Genomic DNA, 19018 nt, shown 5'->3' with positions numbered 1-19018 from the left:
CGTTTCACCACCATTTTTTTGATACCGCGACACGTCTATTTAAACAGCATTTTCAGCAGAAACCCTTTGATGCCAAGCTTATAAGGTACAGGCAAGTCGAGAAATTCACCCGTCACTTTTCTCATCGCCTGTGAAGCGTAAGTGTTCGGAAATGCCAACAGAAACGGCACTTGTTTCTTCACAGCAGCCGGAATATTCGAGTCACTCGGAATATAACCTAATGTGCCGATTTCTTTCCCGAGGAATTGCTGTGTCACCTGGCGGAAATTGTCCGCCGTCTGTCTGCCTTCTTTTTCGGTTGTACATTGATTGATGATCAACTTCATATGGACATTCGGATCTTTTACATGGACCATTTTCACAATGGAGTAAGCATCCGTAATTGATGTCGGTTCAGGCGTCGTAACAAGGATTACATCGTCGGCAGCCAGGATAAAGCGGAGGTTTTCATCCGACAATCCTGCGCCAGTATCAAGAATCACATAATCGACGTGTCCTTGAATCTCACTGAGTTCGTCAAAGAACTTCTTCATCTTTGCTTCATCCAGTTTGAACATTTCGTTGAATCCGGTCCCTCCGGAAATGAACAATAAACCATTAGGCCCTTCTTCAATGATGTCCCAAATCGATAAATCTTTTTCCACCATCGTCGCAATCGACTCTTCAGGTGACCGGCCAAGCAATACATCAACATTGGCAAAGCCCAGGTCCACGTCGAAGATCAGCACTTTCCGGTTCTGCTCAACCAGACTCAAGGCGAAGTTCAAAGCGAAATTCGATTTACCGACGCCGCCTTTTCCGCTGGTGACAGCAATGGTGCGTGTCTGTCTGCGTTCTTTTTTCGGTTTTTTCTGCATCATTTTTTCACGCAATTGTTTTGCCTGATCAATCATTGTCATCTTCCCCTAGCACAAAATTTGCGATCAACTCCGGAGTTGCCGTTAAAATATCATCTGGAACGTTTTGGCCATTGGCAATATAAGTAACGGGAATCGAATAATGATAGATCAGGTTCAAGATGGCGCCGGATGAACTGGTCTCGTCTTGTTTCGTCAACAGCAGCTGGTCCATTTTGATGGTCTGGAAATTATCGATGATTTTTTTCATGTCTTCGTATTTGGCAGTCAGGCTGAGCACCAGATTGATCTGGATTTTATTCTTATCAGCCAGAAGGGCTTCAAGGTCGTCGATGTATTGTTTCTGCTGGTAATTGCGTCCTGCAGTGTCCATCAGGATGATGTCGCATGCAGCCAGTTCCGCCATTGCGCGGTTCAGGTCTTCAGCCGAATCGACCACTTGTATCGGGATGTTCAGGATGCCTGCATATGTTTTCAATTGCTCTACAGCCGCGATACGGTATGTATCCGATGTAATCAATCCAACCTTTTTGCCTTCCCGCAGGAGCAGATCCGCAGCGATTTTTGCAATCGTCGTTGTCTTGCCGACACCGGTCGGTCCGATAAAGCAGATGATTTCCGGATCCTTCAGGACAGGCTTTTGCTGGTGCAGACCGATCAGGCGGACGATTTCCGTCTTCGCCATTCTATGGATCTGTGCCGCTGAGATATCCGGTTGCTGGCCAATAGTCAGCATCATTTTAGCCAGGATTTCAGATTGGATCTCTTTTGTCACTTCCTGGCTGCTCAAGCGCTGGTTAAGCGGTTTTAATGAAGCCGGCAAATGATCTTCCTGCATCGACTGCATCATGAATTGCTTGATGCCTTTCAATTCATTGATCAAGTCTCCCGTTAAGTGAGGGTTTGAATCTTCCGGCGCAGCAATTGAAGCAGGCGGCACCGGCACTGATGCCTTTTGAACTGCAGCAGCTTCCTCTGGCGCTTTACTGGCTGCCTTCTTTTTCTTCGGCTGCGCTTCTACAGCGGCTGTCACTTCGAGTCTTTCTTTCTGGAAAAATCCGATAAAGCCTCCAGTCTTCACTTTTTTGGTATTCAGGATCAATGCGTCAGCTCCCAAATCCCGTTTGATCATCGGCAATGCTTCACTGACATTCTGGACGATATATGTTTTTAATCTCATCAGACATTTACTCCTCCACTGATATTGACGACGCCGACGCTTTGAATCTCAATGTTCGGTTCGAGTTCGTTATAGGACAGCACCGGAAGATCCGGTGCAAAACCTTCGATAAACTGGCGCATATAGATGCGGATGGCCGGTGATGTCAGCAGAATCGGCTGCACGCCGGTCTGCTGCAATTGCGCAGCCTGTTCGGATATTTTCTGGAAAATCAGCTGGGACGTTTCCGGATCGATCGACAAGTAATTGCCCTGATCGGAACGGTGCACCGACTCGGCAAATTTCTTCTCGACGCTTGCTCCTGCCGTGATGACTTTCAGGGCTTCATTGTGCGGCGCATATTGCAACGTGATCTGGCGGGACAGCGAGCGTCTCACGTATTCCGTCAAAACGTCTGTATCTTTTGTTTGCGATGAATAATCAGCCAGCGTTTCGAGAATGATCAGCAGGTTGCGGATGGAAACTTTCTCTTTCAAAAGCTTCATCAGCACTTTCTGCACTTCCCCGATCGTCATTAAATTAGGAATCAATTCTTCAACAACCGCCGGACTCGCTTCACGCATATTTTCAATCAGCGACTTCACTTCCTGGCGGCCGATCAATTCATGCGCGTGGCGCTTAATGACTTCCGTCAGATGCGTCGACACGACCGAAGGCGGATCCACGATGGCGTACCCAGCCATTTCAGCATCTTCTTTCATGCTGTCATTGACCCATAACGCCGGCATGCCGAATGCCGGTTCAATCGTTTCGATGCCTTCAATGCTGTCGTCATCAATTCCAGGGCTCATGGCCAAATAATGGTCGAGCATGATTTCACCCGCTGCAACGCGGTTTCCTTTGATCTTGATGATGTATTCGTTTGGACGGAGCTGGATATTATCGCGAATGCGGATAACCGGCACCACGATCCCAAGTTCCATCGCCAATTGCCGGCGGATCATGATGACCCGGTCAAGCAGATCGCCGCCCTGGTTTTTATCTGCTATCGGAATCAACCCATAACCGAATTCAAACTCGATAGCATCGACATGAAGAAGGTCGATGACACTTTCCGGACTCTTCATGGCTTCAATTTCTTTGCCGTCTCCGGAAACGGCTTCTTTTTCGGATTTCTCTTCCTCGGTCAATGCTTTCTGCATTCTGAATGCAGCAAATGCAATGACTGCCGCAACCGGCAAGATCAATAAAGGATTGATCGGAGTCAGGAAAGCGATCATCATCAATGTGCCCGCTACGACGTACATCATTTTCGGATAAGCGAAAAGCTGCTTGATGATATCCGAGCCGAGGTTGCCGTCAGACACGGCACGCGTTACAACGATACCCATTGCCGTTGAAATCAACAGCGCCGGTATCTGGCTCACCAGACCATCCCCGATGGACAGGAGCGTGAACAGGCTGGCTGCTTCACCGACCGGCAGTCCGTGGACCATAACCCCGATCAGCAAGCCGCCGATGATATTGATGATGGTAATGATAATCCCCGCAATGGCGTCCCCTTTTACGAATTTACTGGCACCATCCATGGCCCCGTAAAAATCCGCTTCCTGGCTGACTTTTTCCCTGCGGTTTTTCGCTTCCATATCCGAAATCATTCCCGCGCCAAGATCGGCGTCGATGCTCATCTGTTTACCAGGCATCGAATCGAGCGTAAATCGTGCGGCAACTTCCGCTACCCGCTCCGAACCTTTCGTGATGACGAGGAATTGGATGATGACAAGAATCAGGAACACCAGAATACCAATGATGGCACTCCCTCCGACTACGAATGAACCGAATGTCTCGATCACTTCACCGCCGGTTTGATTGGTCAGGATCGACCGTGTCGTCGAAACGTTCAAGCCCAGACGGAACAGCGTCGTCAACAACAGCAATGTCGGGAAAATCGAGAATTGCAGCGCTTCTTTCGTATTCATCGCCACCAGCAGGATGGTCATGGCTAGGCTGATATTTATGAGGATCAATACATCGAGTAATAATGGCGGCAACGGAATGACCATCATGACGACGATCATAAGTACGGATACTAAGACTGCATAATCTCTGATTTTCAAGTTATTTCCCATCTCCTAATGCTTTCGTGAATGTTTTTATGTAATAAAATTTACTTTAATAAGTCGCTTGGCGCTTAGGACAGTGCGAAGATTATGCTCCTGCGCACTGCTCGTCGCAAAGGAGGGCCATCTTCGCATGGCACACCTTGGCTCCCGCAATAAGCCGAGAAGTGCACTCGTCTTATTGCTCCGCTCAGTCCATAGGCGCGCCGGCGCTGAGAGAGTGGCTTTTATTGAGAGAGTATATGAGATATGGAGCAAAACAGCGAAGACTCCTGGGGGACCAAGTGAAGTGCTGAGATCCACTCGGACGAAGTGGAACGAGACCGAGTTAGCTCAGCACAAGCCCTCCGGAAAGCGAAGCTGTTTTGCGGAATATCGTTTATGAATTCTATTTTTCTAACTGATTTTGCCTTTCAAACGGTAGATATATGCCAACACCTCGGCTACGGCCATGAAGAGATCTTCCGGCACGTAGTCGCCCACTTCCACTTGTGCGTACAATGCGCGGGCGAGCGGTTTATTTTCCATAATCACAATATCAAGTTCTTTCGCTTTTTCTTTGATTTTCAGTGCCAGATGATCTTTTCCCATCGCAATGACCTGCGGGGCTTCCATCGTCTCGGCATCGTATTTGATCGCGATTGCGTAATGCGTCGGGTTTGTAATCAGGACGTCCGCATTTGGCAAATCCTGTATCATCCGGTTCATGCTCATCTGTCGTTGCTTTTCTTTGATTTTCTGCTTGATGAGCGGATCGCCTTCCGATTTTTTGTACTCATCTTTGATGTCCTGTTTCGACATCTTTATTCCTTTTTCGAACTCGTATTTCTGATAGATATAATCCAGCACCGCCAGGCATAGCAGAATGATCGAAGCGGTCAGTCCCAGTTTGACGACCAGTCCGCCGACAAAGCTCAAGGCATGCGGCACACTTTGCTGGGACAATAAAAACAATTCTTCTTTCGACGCCCATAGAACGAGGAAAGCGGCAGTTCCGATGATGGAAATTTTTAATAATGATTTTGCCAGTTCGACCAGAGCGCGTACCGAGAAGATGCGTTTTGCGCCTTTGATCGGGTCGATCCGCTCCAGTTTTGCCATCAACGGGTCTGTCGAGAAAATCGGGCCGATTTGTATGTAGTTTCCGAAAAAGCCGAAAATCATGCCAATCAACGCCATCGGGACCATGATTTTCAATCCTTCAAATGACATCTGTTCGAGCAGGGTCCGAGTGGAAGCAGGTGTCAGATCCCAATTGAAGAACTGCGTCAAGTTGATGCGGAACATAGCAAGAATCTGGTCAAGCATCCAGCCGCCGGTGAAGTATAGCAACAGGACGCCACCAAGCATGATCATCGCCGCAGCGACTTCAGGGCTTTTCGCAACCTGTCCTTTGCGTTTCGACTCCTGCCTTTTCTGCGGTGTCGCTTTTTCGGTTTTTTCACCCGCGAAAAACTGAAGATCAAGAACCAATCGTTTCTGCACTTATGTCCCTCCCATTATCTTGACCAATTGCGCCATGCTCATCATGATTTTTTCGAATAAAAATTGCAGCAGATAAAAGAAGATGGGCATTGTCAGCAATAGCAGGACAAAGCCGGTGAAAATCTTAACCGGAAAACCGACTGCAAAAATATTTAATTGCGGCACCGTTTTCGCCAGGATCCCTAGAGCCACATCGACCAGGAACAGCGCTCCGACAATCGGCAAAGCAATTTGCAAAGCAATGGTAAACATTTGTACGAATAATGCCGATATAAAAGATGAAAGGTCTCCTGCTTCAAAAGCGAAGGCCATTGTTTCTACCGGAAACAGCCTCAGACTGTGCATGACACCGTCAAGCAGCATATGATGGCCGTTGACCGTCAGCATGAACAGAAGTGCCATCATGTATTTAAAGTGACCGATGATCGGCACCTGGGCGCCTGTTTGCGGGTCAATGACATTGGCGATGGCGAATCCCATCTGAAAGTCGATGAACGCTCCGGCAACCTGCACCGCATACAGCAGCAGCGCCGCTGTAAATCCAAGTGCCAGGCCAACGCCGATTTCCTTTATGACCATGAACGTATAGTAGGCGTCCAACACAATCGGCTCTTCGGCCGGCAGAGTGGAAACAGCTATCAGCGCAATGAACACTCCGAGGCCAATCTTGAATTGGTTCGGCATGCCCTTCATCGAGAAAATCGGTGCAATGAGAAAGAAACTCGTAAACCGAATAAGTACTAATAAGAAATATGGCAAAACTTCTAAAATAGAATTCATTGCAAGCTCCCTATCCGATTATTCGCGGAAGGCTTTGGAACAGATTGCGCGTGTAATCCAACAGCGTTGTCAGCATCCACGGTCCGAATACAACCAGCGAAATGAATACAGCGAGAATCTTCGGGATGAACGCCAAAGTCTGTTCCTGTATCTGTGTCATCGCCTGGAACACACTGACGAGCAGGCCGACACCCAGTGCGATCAGCAGCATCGGCGCCGCAATGATGATGATTGTATAAATCGATTGTTCTGCCAGTTTAATTACCATATCTGGAGTCATTGAGTTCTTCCTTCCTTATCTAAAAACTAAGCAGCAGCGATTCGATGATCAGGTACCAGCCGTCGACCAGTACGAATAACAGGATTTTGAACGGCAATGAAATCATTACCGGCGGCAGCATCATCATCCCCATCGCCATCAAGGTGCTGGCCACGACCATATCGATGATCAGGAACGGGATGAAGATGACGAAACCGATCTGAAACGCTGTCTTGAGCTCACTGATGGCAAATGCCGGAATCAGCGAAGTCAGCGGAATTTCCGCGATGCTGTCGGGCTTTTCCATTTCAGCGTATTTATAAAATAATGCTAAATCTTTTTCACGTGTATGCTTCGCCATGAACTCTTTCATCGGCAAAGCGGCTGAGTCCATCGCTTCTTCCTGTCCGATCTCGCCGTCCAAATATGGCTGAAGCGCGGTTTCATTGATCTCCGAGAATATCGGAGCCATGATGAAGAAAGTGAGGAATAATGCCAGTCCCACCAACACCTGGTTCGGCGGCATCGATTGAGTCCCGAGACCGGTGCGGACAAAGGATAAGACGATGATGATGCGGGTAAAACTGGTCATCAGGATTAAAATCCCTGGAGCTACTGACAAGATCGTCAGCAGGAATAATAATTGCAGTGTCGTTGAAACATCTTCGGGATTATCGTTGCCAAAATCGATTCCGGGAATATTGACGAGCAGGAGAAGAGAATCCATCATAACCCGCGTCCTTCTTTATCCTCGGATTGCTGGCCGCCTAAATCCGACTCCAGTTTTTGCTGCTTTTTACGTTGTTTATCAAGGCTCTGCCTGAACAATTGATCAAACCCTTTCGTTTGGGAAGGGTTCTTCTCCAAGTGTCCGCTGACTTTTTCTTTTATGAAACTGGTGACCGTCTTCGGCAATAATGGCGAAGCTTGGGTCTCCACGTCTTTTTCGATTCCATGGATTTCATCGTCTTCGGTGAATTCTTTGATCAATGTTACTTGATCGCCGACACCAATCAGATAAATCTGTCCTCCCACTTTTACAAGCTGAAGGGATTTATTGTTGCCTAAGGCTGTTCCGCCCATCAGCTTTACAGCTTGGTTGGGCTGGAGATTTTTCTGCTTCATCGACAGGAATTTGATCAGGCCGTATATCATGAAAACAATTAATAAGGTATAAAAGATCAATTGGCCGATCACCACGATAAAGCTTTTTTCTTCTGGCGCCGCCGCTTCTGCAGGTGGTTCCTGCTGTTCGACTGCCGGCTGGTCCGTGTTATAGCTGTCGCTGACTTTCGGGTCAGCGGCTTGTGCAAAGGATGGTGCCCATACTGCCGACAGCGTCAGCAGCAGGATCATCATAATACTGTATAAAGACATTTTTTGGATCAAGCTTGTAGACTCCTTACATAAAGGTATTAGCGAAGCTTCGAGATTCGTTCTTCTGTAGACAGGATATCGGTAACGCGGACCCCGAAGTTTTCATCGATGACTACAACTTCACCCACGGCAATCAGTTTATCGTTTACTAGAATATCGACCGGCTCTCCTGCCAGTTTGTCGAGTTCAATGATCGACCCTTGGGAAACACCCAGTATTTCTTTGACTGTCCGTTTTGTGCGTCCCAGTTCCACTGTCACCTGAAGCGGAATATCCATCAGCATATTCAAGTTATTTGGTTCAGTATTCGCTGCGGGCGAATCATCGAAACTTGAAAATTGCACCGGCTGGATGTTTTGGGATGTAACGGCTTGTTCTTTTTTATTCTGTGAATTGCTTTCATTGTTTGAGTCAAATTGCATATCCTGTGTCTCCTCCAGCTCTTCCTCTTCACCTGAACCGGTTAAGATTCCAGCCATTTGTTTTGCCAGGCGCACCGGTATACACATATAAAATTCCGCGTGCTGCCCGTTCTGCGCTTTCAATTGAAACGCGGCTTCGGCGAACCATTCTTCCGCAGTAAAATTCGCTGCCGGAAAATCTTCCCGGTCCTCGACCATGTCCATGCCGGACAAGGAATGGCTGACTTCCGATTCCAATAAAGCGGAGAATGTCTGAGAAACCGATGCATACATCTGCTGCATGATGTCTTGCAGGATTTCGAATTGGCGTTCTGTATCTTCGCTTGCGCTTTCCGGATCCGCCATCGCAGTCAATGCCTGCACCTGCCCTTTATTCACCGAAACAAATTGGATGCCTGAAACGTCGCCCGTGTATTCACCGAGCAGGACGAAGAAAGGCGCCTGCGTTTTTGCCATGATTTCCGTTTTCGGCTTTACTGATAAATTCGGTGAACTCACTGTCACCTGGTCCGAAAGCAATAAAGACAATACAGCCGATGAGCTGCCAAGTGCCACGCTGAACAGTTCCGTCAGCGCTTCGTTTTCAATTGTGGAAAGTGACGTATCCGCCATCTTCTTCTCCTCCTTCTCTCCCCGGTTCAATAAGCCGTTTATTTCGTCTGAAGACAAATTACCTGTTACCATCGCTGTCATCCTCCTGCGTTTGAACATCTGTAATTTGTACGGCCAAACGGCCCTTGGAGACCCCGGCTTGAGCAAAAAACTTCTGTTTATCATCGACGAGCACCGTCACCGGATCCGAAAAGGATTCCTGCAGACGGATCACATCGCCATTTTTCAAATTCAGAAAATCTTCGATATTGATTGTGGAGTTGCCCAAAACCGCTTTAACACTCATTTTGGTGTTTTGCAGCTTTTTCTCTAAAGCTGCCACTTCATGGTTTTCTTTGGTTTTCTTCTGATTCGCCAGCCAATGCCGTGCTGACAGTTTCGGTAGCACCTTTTCCAGTACCAGGTGCGGCAGGCATAAGTTAATGACGCCTTCGACTTCACCGATTTTCGTGTGGAGCGACACCATGATGACTGTTTCATTCGGCGGTGACATCGTCAGAAATTGCGGATTCACTTCAATTTCCTTTAATGACGGCGACAAGCGGATGACCGATGTCCATGCTTCCTGGAAACAATCCAGCGCCTTCACGAAAACCCGTTCAATGATCGACGTTTCAATTTCCGTCAAATCACTTGTTTTATTCAATGCATTCCCTTGTCCGCCAAGCAGACGGTCGAACATTACGTACGCTACATCCGGAGAAAATTCCATCACCATGCTGCCAGGCAGCGGGCTTGCTTCGAATACACCAAGCAGTGAATTTTTCTCGATATTCTGGATGAATTCCTCGTACGAATATTGTTCCACTCCCGTTACCGTAAGCTGGACATATGTACGCAGCTGTGTGGAAAAATAAGAAGTCAGCAAGCGCGCAAAGTTTTCGTGGATCCGTGTTAAGGTGCGGATCTGATCCTGCGAAAATCGCAATGCTTTTTTGAAGTCATAATTATTCACTGTACGTTCTTTGCCGATCTTATAAGGTGCTGGCTTCTCTTTTTTAATGGAAGAAAGAATGGCATCTATATTTTCGTCTGATAAATGATCTACCATGGATGTTTCCTCCTTATTCCATCAGGTCAGGCTTTTGGACTGTCGGCAAAATGCTGATCTGCTGGTAATAGGCTGTCACTTTATCCGTGACTTCTCCTACCGACTCCAGAACGTGGATCTTTTTGCCCGACACCAGTGTCACCACTGTATCCGGTGTAGCTTCGACTCTTTCGATATAAACCGCGTTTATGGTAAACGGCGTCTGATTTAATTTCGTCAATAGGATCATATAAAAGCGCCTATCGAGGGAAGCTCAGCTTCCCTCAGGCCGCCCTCCTTTATTATCGTTTCAGGTTAACAACTTCTTGAAGGATTTCATCAGAAGTAGTGATAGTGCGTGAGTTCGCCTGGAAGCCACGCTGGGCAATGATCATTTCAGTGAACTCTTCCGTTAGGTCAACGTTCGACATTTCAAGCATGCCGGATGCGACGGATGTGTTGGCTCCCTCGACAGTTTGTGCATTGATGCCAAGGGCACTTGCTCCACCAGTCATTTCATACAGGGACCCCCCAAACTTGTTTAAGCCTGTAGGGTTTTCCGGGTTCGAAATACCTAATCCGAATAAAATCGTTTCTGTTCCATCAGCTGCTTTACCGATTACTTCACCAGCGCGGTTAATGCTGAATGAATCATAGTCATTTGGGTTGATAACAATCGCTTCGAGATCGCCAGCGACAAAATCATCACCTTGAGCTGCGGTATTTGTGAAGCCCATTACGTTATAGCCTTGGGGATTCACTAAGTTCCCTTCATTTGTTACGGTGAAGTTACCAGCACGCGTCAAATATTGACCGCCGTCTGTTCCAACATCATCCGGGTTCTGCACAATGAAGAAGCCGTCGCCCATCATTGCCAAGTCCGTTCCGACACCTGTCGTCATAGAAGATCCGGCGTTATGGTTTACGTTGATCGCTCCTGTCGAAGCCCCAAGACCGACTTGCATCGGGTTCGCTCCTCCACCGGACATATTCTGGCTCAATAAATCCTGGAAGTTGATTGTGCTTTTCTTGTAGCCGATTGTATTAACGTTGGAAATATTATTACCGATGACATCCAGTTTCGTTTGGAAACCTTTCATACCTGACACACCTGCATACATTGAACGTAACATTTAGTTTTCCCCTTTCAAGTATTGTCCGTATTCGAGTCGGAATCAGACAATCTCGTTATCATTTTTAATTTCTGTATTCATTTCAATCCGGTTGATTGCTGTGAGTGGAATTTTTTTGCCGCTGTCCAGAAGTTCGACAGTCAGTTCACCGTTTTTGCTTGATAACGCTTTAACGACTCCCTGGCCCGTTTCCATCTGGCCGTTTACTTCATATGACCAGTCGACTGAAGTGCCGAGCAGATTCGCATGATTTGCCAATGTTTGATTGCTGCTGGAACTGCCGACAAAATTAGTCATGGTCTTATTCAAGTTCGTCAATTGCTCCAGGCTGCTGAACTGCGCCATCTGCCCGATGAATTCCGTATCCTTTAATGGCTCCATCGGATCCTGATGCTTCATCTGCGTGACGAGGATCTTCAGGAAAGCATCCTGGCCCAGCGTATTTTGAGGATCGGACGTCTTTGCCGCTGTCCCCGCCATCGTGTTGGCTGTTGTTGTATTTGCAACGTTCATCAGAACACCTCTTTTCTTTTCTTTATAGAACCGATATTCCGCAAAACAGCTGCGCTTTCCTGGGGGCTTGCACTGAGCTAACTCGTGCTCGTTCCACTTCGCCCGAGTAGATCTCAGCACTTCGCTCGAAACAGAGTTGGAAAGCCAACTCTGTTTCTGCTCCCCTGGGAGTCTTCGCTGTTTTGCTCCATATCTCTGTGAGTCATTCTGGAGCGAGTTCTTCCGTTCAGAAATGATTAACTAGTTTAAACTGTATAATCCACTTTCATCATTCCCGAGTCGAGGTGGCTTCGCTGCACTGCTGTTTTTTCTTCTATCTGCTGATAGCCGTTGCTTTCGCGTCCGGCGTTATTCTGTCGTTGCTGTTGTGTGAAACGCTGCTCGGATTGGGCATTTTGCTGGCCGAGCGATTGCTGCGAGTCATTTTGCACCACTTCAATCTTCTCAACCGTCAAACCTTGCTGGATCAATGTGCTGCGAAGCTGATTCAGCTGAAGATCCAAGGCATCTTTTGCTGCTATGCTGCTTGTGAAAATCTGTGCGGCGATCCGGCCGTTCGTTTCTGTCAGCCGAATATCCAGATGGCCAAGATGATCCGGTGAAATATTCACTTTGATCTGAGTGCTTTCACCGCTTGTGCTCATGCGCATCGAGTTCTTGAATACCTCACCCAGCTCTTCGGCCATATTGTTCATCCGCACCACTGGGGGCGGCATCATTGGCGGCTCCGGCTTCGCCTGTACCGGAGGAGCAGTTGTCGCTTGCGCAGATGCGGCAGTTGGTTTTGCCGTATCTGGCGCAGCCGCGGTTTGGTTCAGGCTCTGCTTGGTGTCATCCTGCTGTGAAGTTTCCTGTTGCTGTCCTCCGTCGCTTCTACCCGCAGTGACAACAGCAGCAGCAGAAGGTTGTGCTTTAGCCGCCTGTGCTTCATCCGCGTCTACGCTCTTGCTTTCCCCAGCGACTTTTAACTGCTTGTCTGTTTCAACCGGTAGCACCGCACTGATTTTCGTTGCCTGTTCGCTCTGAACGATTGCTGCTGAAACTTTCTTTCCGCTGTCAGCGAGTGAGCCGGTGATCTCCAGGATTTTATTGGTGATCTTTTCGATTTTTTCAGCATCCAAAGCGATTGTTTTTCCTTCGACCCCCATTAAACTCGTACTGGCGTCGAACTTTTTAGTATCAGCCGCTCCAGTTGCCGGCAATATATCACTTAACTTTTTAACCAGCTCGATCAGTTTTAACTGGACTTCTTTCGGGATCATCTGTTTTTCAGTATCGGGATTAACTGGTGTGAACTTTCTCTTTCCAGTCGTATCGACAAGAATTGTCCCTTCTTTTCTTGCCGGCTGCAAATTGACCAATTGCATCAATTCATACATAAGTTTTTGCTGTTCTTCTGAAAGCTCTTCAACTGGCTGCTCCTGCAGGGCAGCAAGCATGTCTTCAATCTTTGCCAGCAAGTGCTCCGGCAGTGCCTGGCCGGAGCTGTCGCTCTGCTTTGCGCCGCCCGCCAACGATTGGAACAGGCTTGAGAAGGCTTTCGACCCTTCAGCCGACGGGGCTTCAGCTTTGGCAGATGCTGATTCGCCGGACGGTTTAATATTCATAGTAGATACTGGACCCGCAATATTTATCGGATTCACCCTCTTTCAGCTGTAATGGCTTGTGATGTTCGGTAGAAACGGGTGCTCGCCAATTCGTCGAAGAAATTCTGTTCCTGCACCTTTTTCTCTTCCTGGAACCTGCTGAGCTCCTGTTCTTTCAGATTGCCCCAGGTCTTTTCTTCCTGCGCTTTCTGTTGCAGCTGGTTCTGGGTTCTGGTGACATTGCCCTGAAGGAATTCCAGTTCCCGGTTAGTGATCATGGATTGCTCCTGCAGCTGGTTTATGTACATTTCAAGCTTCCGCAATTCGCCGACATTAACGCCGCCTTGCTGCTTTTGTATTTTCAAATGTTCTGCTTCCACCAGTTTGTCTGTGATCGCCCTGCTTTTCTGATGGCCCGCCTCTTCTTTTTTTATCGCGTCAGCCATCTGTATCTGGGCAAATCCTTTTTCATTCTCTTTCAGTTCAAGGATTTTCTGAAATCGGAAATTGAATTGCGTCAATTCTTAGTCCCCCCAAATTGCTCTGTCAATTTTTCGATGCTTGCATCAAGCGTGGTATTTTCATATATGTCCTGTTGCAGGTAATCTTTGATGACTGGATAAGAACGGATGGCCTGATCTATCTCTTTATTGGCTCCGGCCTTATAAGCTCCGATGTTAATGAGGTCTTCTGCCGAATCATAAGCCGACAGCATCTTCTTGAACTCGACAGCCGCTTTCTGATGTTCAGCGCTGACGACTTCGTGCATGACGCGGCTGACGCTGGCCATGACGTTGATGGCTGGAAACTGCCCTTTTTGCGCAATTTTGCGGTCCAGCACAATGTGGCCGTCCAATATCCCGCGGACTGCATCCGCAATCGGTTCGTTCATATCATCGCCGTCAACCAATACCGTGTAGAACGCGGTGATCGATCCTTTTGCCGAAGTTCCTGAGCGCTCCAATAACTTTGGCAATAAAGCGAAGACACTCGGCGTATAGCCTTTACTGGTCGGCGGTTCGCCGACCGCAAGTCCGACTTCGCGCTGCGCCATCGCAAAACGTGTGACCGAGTCCATCATCAGCATGACGTTTTTCCCTTGATCCCGGAAATATTCCGCGATGGTAGTTGCCGTCATTGCGCCTTTAATGCGTTGAAGCGGTGTCTGATCGGAAGTAGCGGCCACGATGACCGATTTCTTAAGCCCTTCCGGACCCAGGTCCCGTTCGATAAAGTCCCGCACTTCACGGCCACGTTCACCAATCAGCGCAATGACATTGACGTCCGCTTCCGTATTCCGGGCGATCATTCCAAGCAGCGTACTCTTGCCGACGCCGCTTCCGGCGAACACGCCGATGCGCTGGCCTTGCCCGACAGTGAGAAGTCCATCAATTGCGCGGACACCGACTTCCAATGGTTTTTCGATTCTCGGCCGCTGCAATGGATTCGGCGGCGTGTTGTTCGTCGAGTATTTCTTGAGCCCTTTCGGCAACCGTGTTTCATCCAACGGGTTTCCTGTACCGTCGAGCACTTTGCCAAGAATCGACGGTCCGATTTTAATCTGCAGCGGTACACCTGTTGCCACTACGAGACAACCTGGCCCGATCTGGGAAATATCATTCAACGGCATCAGCATCAATTTATTTTCACGGAAACCCACGACTTCGGCTTCAAACGGTTTTTCATAATGATTCGGATACAGCAGGCAAATTTCACCGATTTTGGCGTTCGGCCCTTTGGATTCGATGGTCAACCCGATGACCTGCACGACCTTGCCATGCTTTTTTATCGGTTCCACTTCATCGATCAGCGACAGGTATTCATCTTTCCGCTGGTTCATCATTTGTTTTCTCCTCACAATAAGCGAGTAAATGCTTTTTGATTTCTTCCAATTGGCTGTCGATAGTAACGTCATATGAACCGCTCGGCGTATGCAGCATGCAGCCGCCGGCTTCGACATTTGCCACTGGAATCATTTTTAATTCACAATCTGCCCTTACATAGGTTTTAAGTTCTTCCAGGAAGGGTAAAATTATCGGGTAATCGTCCAAAGACACTTGCATGATGATGTCTTCGGCTTCTTCGATGTGTTTTAAAGCTTGCTTAACAATATTCAAAAGCTGTTCTTCGTGGTGCTTCAATTCTTCTTTGATGACTCGTTCAGCAATGCGGACACTTAATGACAGAAGAAACGTTTCCGCTTCCTGCACGATTTTCGACTTTTCGCTATAGGCTTCACGGATCAGCGCTTCCATTTCGAGCCGCTTTTCCTTGAAGTCTTGTTCAGCTTGGAGATAACCTTGCTGTTTACCGGCATCGAATCCTTGCGCCGTTGCCACATCCGCCAGTCGTTCGGCTTCTGCCTGAGCTTCAGTCCGTGCCTGCTCCCACCAGAATTCAATATCGGTCTGCGCCTGCTGCTGTTTTTCCTGCAGCTCTTTTTCGAGCTCGTTTTTCTGGGCCAATAAAGCCGCGATTTCCTGTTTTATCGACAGTTTTTGCTGTTCCGGATCTTTTTCATCTTCGGCTTCCTGAATATTCCGGAACTCTATCTTTTTCGTCTTGAGTATTTTGGTCTCGACAGGTTTTCCATGATGATAGCGGATGACATTAGACAATCAGCTCATCTCCATCTCCGCGGGACACCATAATTTCGCCTTTTTCTTCCAGGCTGCGAATCAATGCGACAATATTTGTCTGTGCATTTTCCACATCTTTCAGTTTCACAGGACCCATAACATCGATTTCATCACGAATAACTTCTGCTCTGCGTGCAGACATATTCGAGAAAATGCCTTCTTTGACATCTTCATTCGCCACTTTCAATGCGAATGTCAGATCTGCATCCGATACTTCACGGATGACACGCTGAATTGAACGCGTTTCAAGTGAAATGATGTCTTCGAATACAAACATCCGTTTCTTGATTTCAGCGACAAGATCCGGACTATCAATTTCCAGCTCGGTAAGAATCGCTTTTTCAGTTCCTCTGTCCACGTTGTTCAATACCTGGACAATCGCTTCAACACCGCCCGTAGCCGTGTAATCCTGCGCTCCGGAAGCTGACAGCTTGCGTTCGATGATCTGTTCCACCTGATGGATCACTTCCGGCGACGTACTTTCCATCAAAGCGATCCGCTTCGCCACTTCCGCCTGTTTAGCTGGCGGAAGCTGAGCAATGACCTGCGATGACTGCCTTGAATCCAGATAGGACAGCACAAGTGCAATCGTCTGGGAATGTTCGTGCTGAAGAATATTGAAAAGCTGGTTCGGATCCGCTCTTCTCGCAAAATTGAACGGTTTCACATGCAGCCTGCTCGTAAGCCGGCCGATCGTATCCATCGCCCGGTCTTTCCCCAAAGCCTTCTCCAAAATATCCCGCGCGTATTCCAGTCCGCCTTCGTCCATGAAGTCCTGGCCCAAAATCATTTCGTAGAATTCATCTATCACTTTTTCTGTCTGGCTGCTTTTCAGCTGCCGCACATTTGAAATTTCCATCGTCAATTGGTCGATTTCCGGTTCCGTCAGCTGCTTGAATATCTCAACAGCCACATCCGGACCCAATCCCACCAGCAACACGGCTACTTTTTGTACGCCGGTCAATTCTTTAGCACCTTTAACCATAAGTCACACTCCTACTCTTCCGACATCCAAGTACGCAATAATTTCGTGAAATCTTCCGGTCGGCCCTTGGCCAGTTTTTCAATCGTCTTCCGTTTTGGATTTGATCTTGAGTCAAATTCCGAAAGATCGATTTCCTTCTCTTCTTCTTCCAAAGATCCAATCGGCGTTACCGGCTGTTCGAACATATCAAAGCCGTAATCCTCTTCGATCACTTCACGTTTTCTTCTCATCAATACGAAAATCAGGCTTCCGATGATCAAAATCAACGCGACAGCTGCTCCGGCAATCAATAAAAGACTGTTCGGAATCGTGCCGAACCAATTATCAATCGGTTCTTCAGCTTCTACGACCGTTTTCCCTTGGAATTCTGTCGCAAAGACTGAAATCCGGTCATCCAGTTCAAGCTCGTTGACTTCGGCGCCATTCATACTGAGTGCGGCGCTCACCGTGTTGCCAAGCAGATTCCGGATATCGCCGACCGTTTCAAGCGTCAGGCTGTCCGGATTCCCCGGCACCGGCGGTTCAACACCCACATTGATCGTAATATCATCAATCACATAAGGGCTCAATTCGATTTGACGGTGAATCCGGTTGACTTCGCGGTTGATGCGCTCTTCCGTTCTTTCCGATTCACTGTTTCCGCCTGCGCCTGCAGCCGGATAATTGGCGATTTCAGTATCGCCAGTACCAGCGGCGTCTTCTACTGTGGCACCTTCGCTGGAATAGGTCTCAACAATTCGTTCAACGCTGATATCAATGCCTTCGCCCGTTTCTTCATTAACCGGCTCAACCAATTGTTCTTCACGCTTTTCTTTCGTAAAATCCACACTTGCCATTACCGACACGACGACTTTATCGCGCCCAAGCAATAAACCGAGCATTTGCTGCAATTCTTTTTGGATGTCTTTTTCGATATCCTGTTTGATGTCGCGCTGCTGCTGATAAACCGTCAACGTTGTATCGGCGGCTTTTTCATCTTCCATTGTGAAAGTCTGTCCGTTCTGATCCATGATGACTATCTGATCTGACGGCAGACTTGGAACACTCTTGCTGATCAAATGATACAAGCCATTTACTTGCTTTTGATCCAATTGGAATGAAGGCTCGCCTTTGATGACTACAGAAGCTGTCGCCACCTGTTCATCATCCGTCAGCCAAACGTTTTCCTTCGGCAGGGTGATCATGACATTTGCATCTGTCACGCCGTCAATCTGGCGGATCAGCATGGCCAATTCGTTTTGCATGGCATCACGTTCCACTACATCAAAGTGGCGGTCCGTCATGCCCAGTCCCATATTGTCACTGAAAATGCTGTAATTCACATTGCCGTTCTTCGGTATCCCTTCAGCCGCCAAACTCACTTTCAAGTTCGCCACTTCTTCAGGCGGCACACTGATCGTTTTGCCGTCAGCCGATACCTCCGTCAGGATTCCCTGTGACTCAATCGCCGCCTTGATTTCACCAGTTTCAGCCGGCGACAGATTCGAATACAACGGCGTCATATCCGACCTTGAACCAAGAAAGATGAAAACCAGCAACAGCAGGAAAGTAACAAAAAACGATCCGATAATCGTCCATTTTATCTTTGGAGAAATATTTCCCCACGTCTCACTGACTTTTGTTTTATAAGCACTAAACTTCTCTTTCATCGATCACTCATCCTATTTGCCAGAATCATACTTGCATTCTCATCACTTCTTGATAAGCTTCCACTACTTTATTGCGTACTTGCATCGTCAGTTCGAGCGACAGACTCGCTTTCTCCGAAGCGATCATCACTTCGTGGATATTTTCAACCTGTCCGGTCGCCAGATCACTTGTCAGCTTATCGGATGCTTTTTGTGTCTGATTGACATTCTGTATAGCCTGCTTAAAAATTTCACCAAAACCTTCCACCTTGTTTTCAGGCTTCACGATCGGATTGGTCAACCCTTGTATGAATGGTGTCTGTATCTGATTGATTGGATTCATTATATTTCCCCCAGGTTTGTTTCTTTATAGAAGTAACTTAAAAATAATTTTTAAAATGCCGCTTCGGCGCTTTGGACAAGGCTCCCGCTATAAGCCGAGAAGAACACTCGTCTTATAGCTCCGCCCAGT

The 19018-nt window shown here is 47.8% G+C and carries 20 protein-coding genes; all 20 read right to left on the bottom strand.

The genetic code is table 11. The features are described from left to right. Positions 1-35: 35 nt before the first annotated feature. Positions 36-893 (bottom strand): MinD/ParA family protein, encoded by an 858-nt coding sequence (locus CXF70_RS09455; RefSeq protein WP_101802440.1) that lies wholly within the window; start codon positions 891-893, stop codon positions 36-38. Further along, a complete protein-coding gene (gene flhF, locus CXF70_RS09450; RefSeq protein ID WP_101802439.1) occupies positions 886-2037 on the bottom strand; it encodes a flagellar biosynthesis GTPase FlhF in 1152 nt (383 codons plus the stop codon). Before flhF ends, CXF70_RS09455 begins: the two co-directional genes overlap by 8 nt. Then, positions 2037-4094, bottom strand: a complete 2058-nt coding sequence (gene flhA, locus CXF70_RS09445; RefSeq protein WP_101802438.1) for a flagellar biosynthesis protein FlhA — start codon at positions 4092-4094, stop codon at positions 2037-2039. The genes flhF and flhA overlap by 1 nt, the downstream gene beginning before the upstream one ends. Positions 4095-4493: 399 nt before the next feature. Next, positions 4494-5582, bottom strand: a complete 1089-nt coding sequence (gene flhB, locus CXF70_RS09435) for a flagellar biosynthesis protein FlhB (RefSeq protein ID WP_084243324.1) — start codon at positions 5580-5582, stop codon at positions 4494-4496. Next, complete coding sequence (gene fliR, locus CXF70_RS09430) at positions 5583-6362, bottom strand: flagellar biosynthetic protein FliR (protein ID WP_084243325.1); 780 nt, start codon at positions 6360-6362, stop codon at positions 5583-5585. Positions 6363-6372: 10 nt separating this feature from the next. Continuing rightward, positions 6373-6642 carry a flagellar biosynthesis protein FliQ gene (gene fliQ / locus CXF70_RS09425; RefSeq protein WP_033541469.1) on the bottom strand — a complete coding sequence of 90 codons (270 nt, stop codon included), beginning with the start codon at positions 6640-6642 and terminating at the stop codon, positions 6373-6375. A 19-nt stretch (positions 6643-6661) separates the two neighbouring features. Next, positions 6662-7348, bottom strand: coding sequence for a flagellar type III secretion system pore protein FliP (gene fliP / locus CXF70_RS09420; RefSeq protein ID WP_369916938.1), 687 nt, complete (start codon positions 7346-7348; stop codon positions 6662-6664). Beyond that, entirely contained in the window at positions 7348-8010 is a 663-nt protein-coding gene (locus CXF70_RS09415; protein WP_165850178.1) for a flagellar biosynthetic protein FliO, read from the bottom strand. The genes fliP and CXF70_RS09415 overlap by 1 nt, the downstream gene beginning before the upstream one ends. A 26-nt stretch (positions 8011-8036) precedes the next feature. Continuing rightward, complete coding sequence (fliY, locus tag CXF70_RS09410; RefSeq protein WP_101802436.1) at positions 8037-9104, bottom strand: flagellar motor switch phosphatase FliY; 1068 nt, start codon at positions 9102-9104, stop codon at positions 8037-8039. Next, positions 9091-10083, bottom strand: a complete 993-nt coding sequence (gene fliM / locus CXF70_RS09405) for a flagellar motor switch protein FliM (RefSeq protein WP_084243329.1) — start codon at positions 10081-10083, stop codon at positions 9091-9093. The genes fliY and fliM overlap by 14 nt, the downstream gene beginning before the upstream one ends. 13 nt (positions 10084-10096) lie before the next feature. After that, on the bottom strand, positions 10097-10312 hold the full coding sequence (locus tag CXF70_RS09400) for a flagellar FlbD family protein (protein WP_101802435.1): 216 nt from the start codon (positions 10310-10312) through the stop codon (positions 10097-10099). Positions 10313-10364: 52 nt separating this feature from the next. Beyond that, positions 10365-11195 (bottom strand): flagellar hook-basal body complex protein, encoded by an 831-nt coding sequence (locus CXF70_RS09395; protein WP_101802434.1) that lies wholly within the window; start codon positions 11193-11195, stop codon positions 10365-10367. 42 nt (positions 11196-11237) lie between these two features. Further along, complete coding sequence (flgD, locus tag CXF70_RS09390; protein WP_101802433.1) at positions 11238-11708, bottom strand: flagellar hook assembly protein FlgD; 471 nt, start codon at positions 11706-11708, stop codon at positions 11238-11240. Positions 11709-11953: 245 nt separating this feature from the next. Then, positions 11954-13351, bottom strand: coding sequence for a flagellar hook-length control protein FliK (locus CXF70_RS09385; RefSeq protein WP_101802432.1), 1398 nt, complete (start codon positions 13349-13351; stop codon positions 11954-11956). After that, positions 13348-13815, bottom strand: coding sequence for a flagellar export protein FliJ (gene fliJ, locus CXF70_RS09380; protein ID WP_101802431.1), 468 nt, complete (start codon positions 13813-13815; stop codon positions 13348-13350). The genes CXF70_RS09385 and fliJ overlap by 4 nt, the downstream gene beginning before the upstream one ends. Further along, on the bottom strand, positions 13812-15134 hold the full coding sequence (gene fliI / locus CXF70_RS09375) for a flagellar protein export ATPase FliI (RefSeq protein WP_101802547.1): 1323 nt from the start codon (positions 15132-15134) through the stop codon (positions 13812-13814). The genes fliJ and fliI overlap by 4 nt, the downstream gene beginning before the upstream one ends. Beyond that, positions 15115-15912, bottom strand: a complete 798-nt coding sequence (locus tag CXF70_RS09370; RefSeq protein WP_101802430.1) for a FliH/SctL family protein — start codon at positions 15910-15912, stop codon at positions 15115-15117. The genes fliI and CXF70_RS09370 overlap by 20 nt, the downstream gene beginning before the upstream one ends. After that, positions 15905-16918 (bottom strand): flagellar motor switch protein FliG, encoded by a 1014-nt coding sequence (fliG, locus tag CXF70_RS09365; protein ID WP_101802429.1) that lies wholly within the window; start codon positions 16916-16918, stop codon positions 15905-15907. The genes CXF70_RS09370 and fliG overlap by 8 nt, the downstream gene beginning before the upstream one ends. Positions 16919-16929: 11 nt before the next feature. Further along, complete coding sequence (gene fliF / locus CXF70_RS09360) at positions 16930-18567, bottom strand: flagellar basal-body MS-ring/collar protein FliF (RefSeq protein ID WP_101802428.1); 1638 nt, start codon at positions 18565-18567, stop codon at positions 16930-16932. A gap of 25 nt (positions 18568-18592) precedes the next feature. Continuing rightward, positions 18593-18889, bottom strand: a complete 297-nt coding sequence (gene fliE / locus CXF70_RS09355) for a flagellar hook-basal body complex protein FliE (RefSeq protein WP_101802427.1) — start codon at positions 18887-18889, stop codon at positions 18593-18595. Between the last annotated feature and the right edge of the window lie 129 nt (positions 18890-19018).

Origin of the sequence: Planomicrobium sp. MB-3u-38, assembly GCF_002836425.1 — a bacterium.
Classification (GTDB): Bacteria; Bacillota; Bacilli; order Bacillales_A; family Planococcaceae; genus Planococcus; species Planococcus okeanokoites.
The sequence above is the reverse complement of the archived record's forward strand: the minus strand, read 5'-3'. Positions and strand labels throughout refer to the sequence as shown.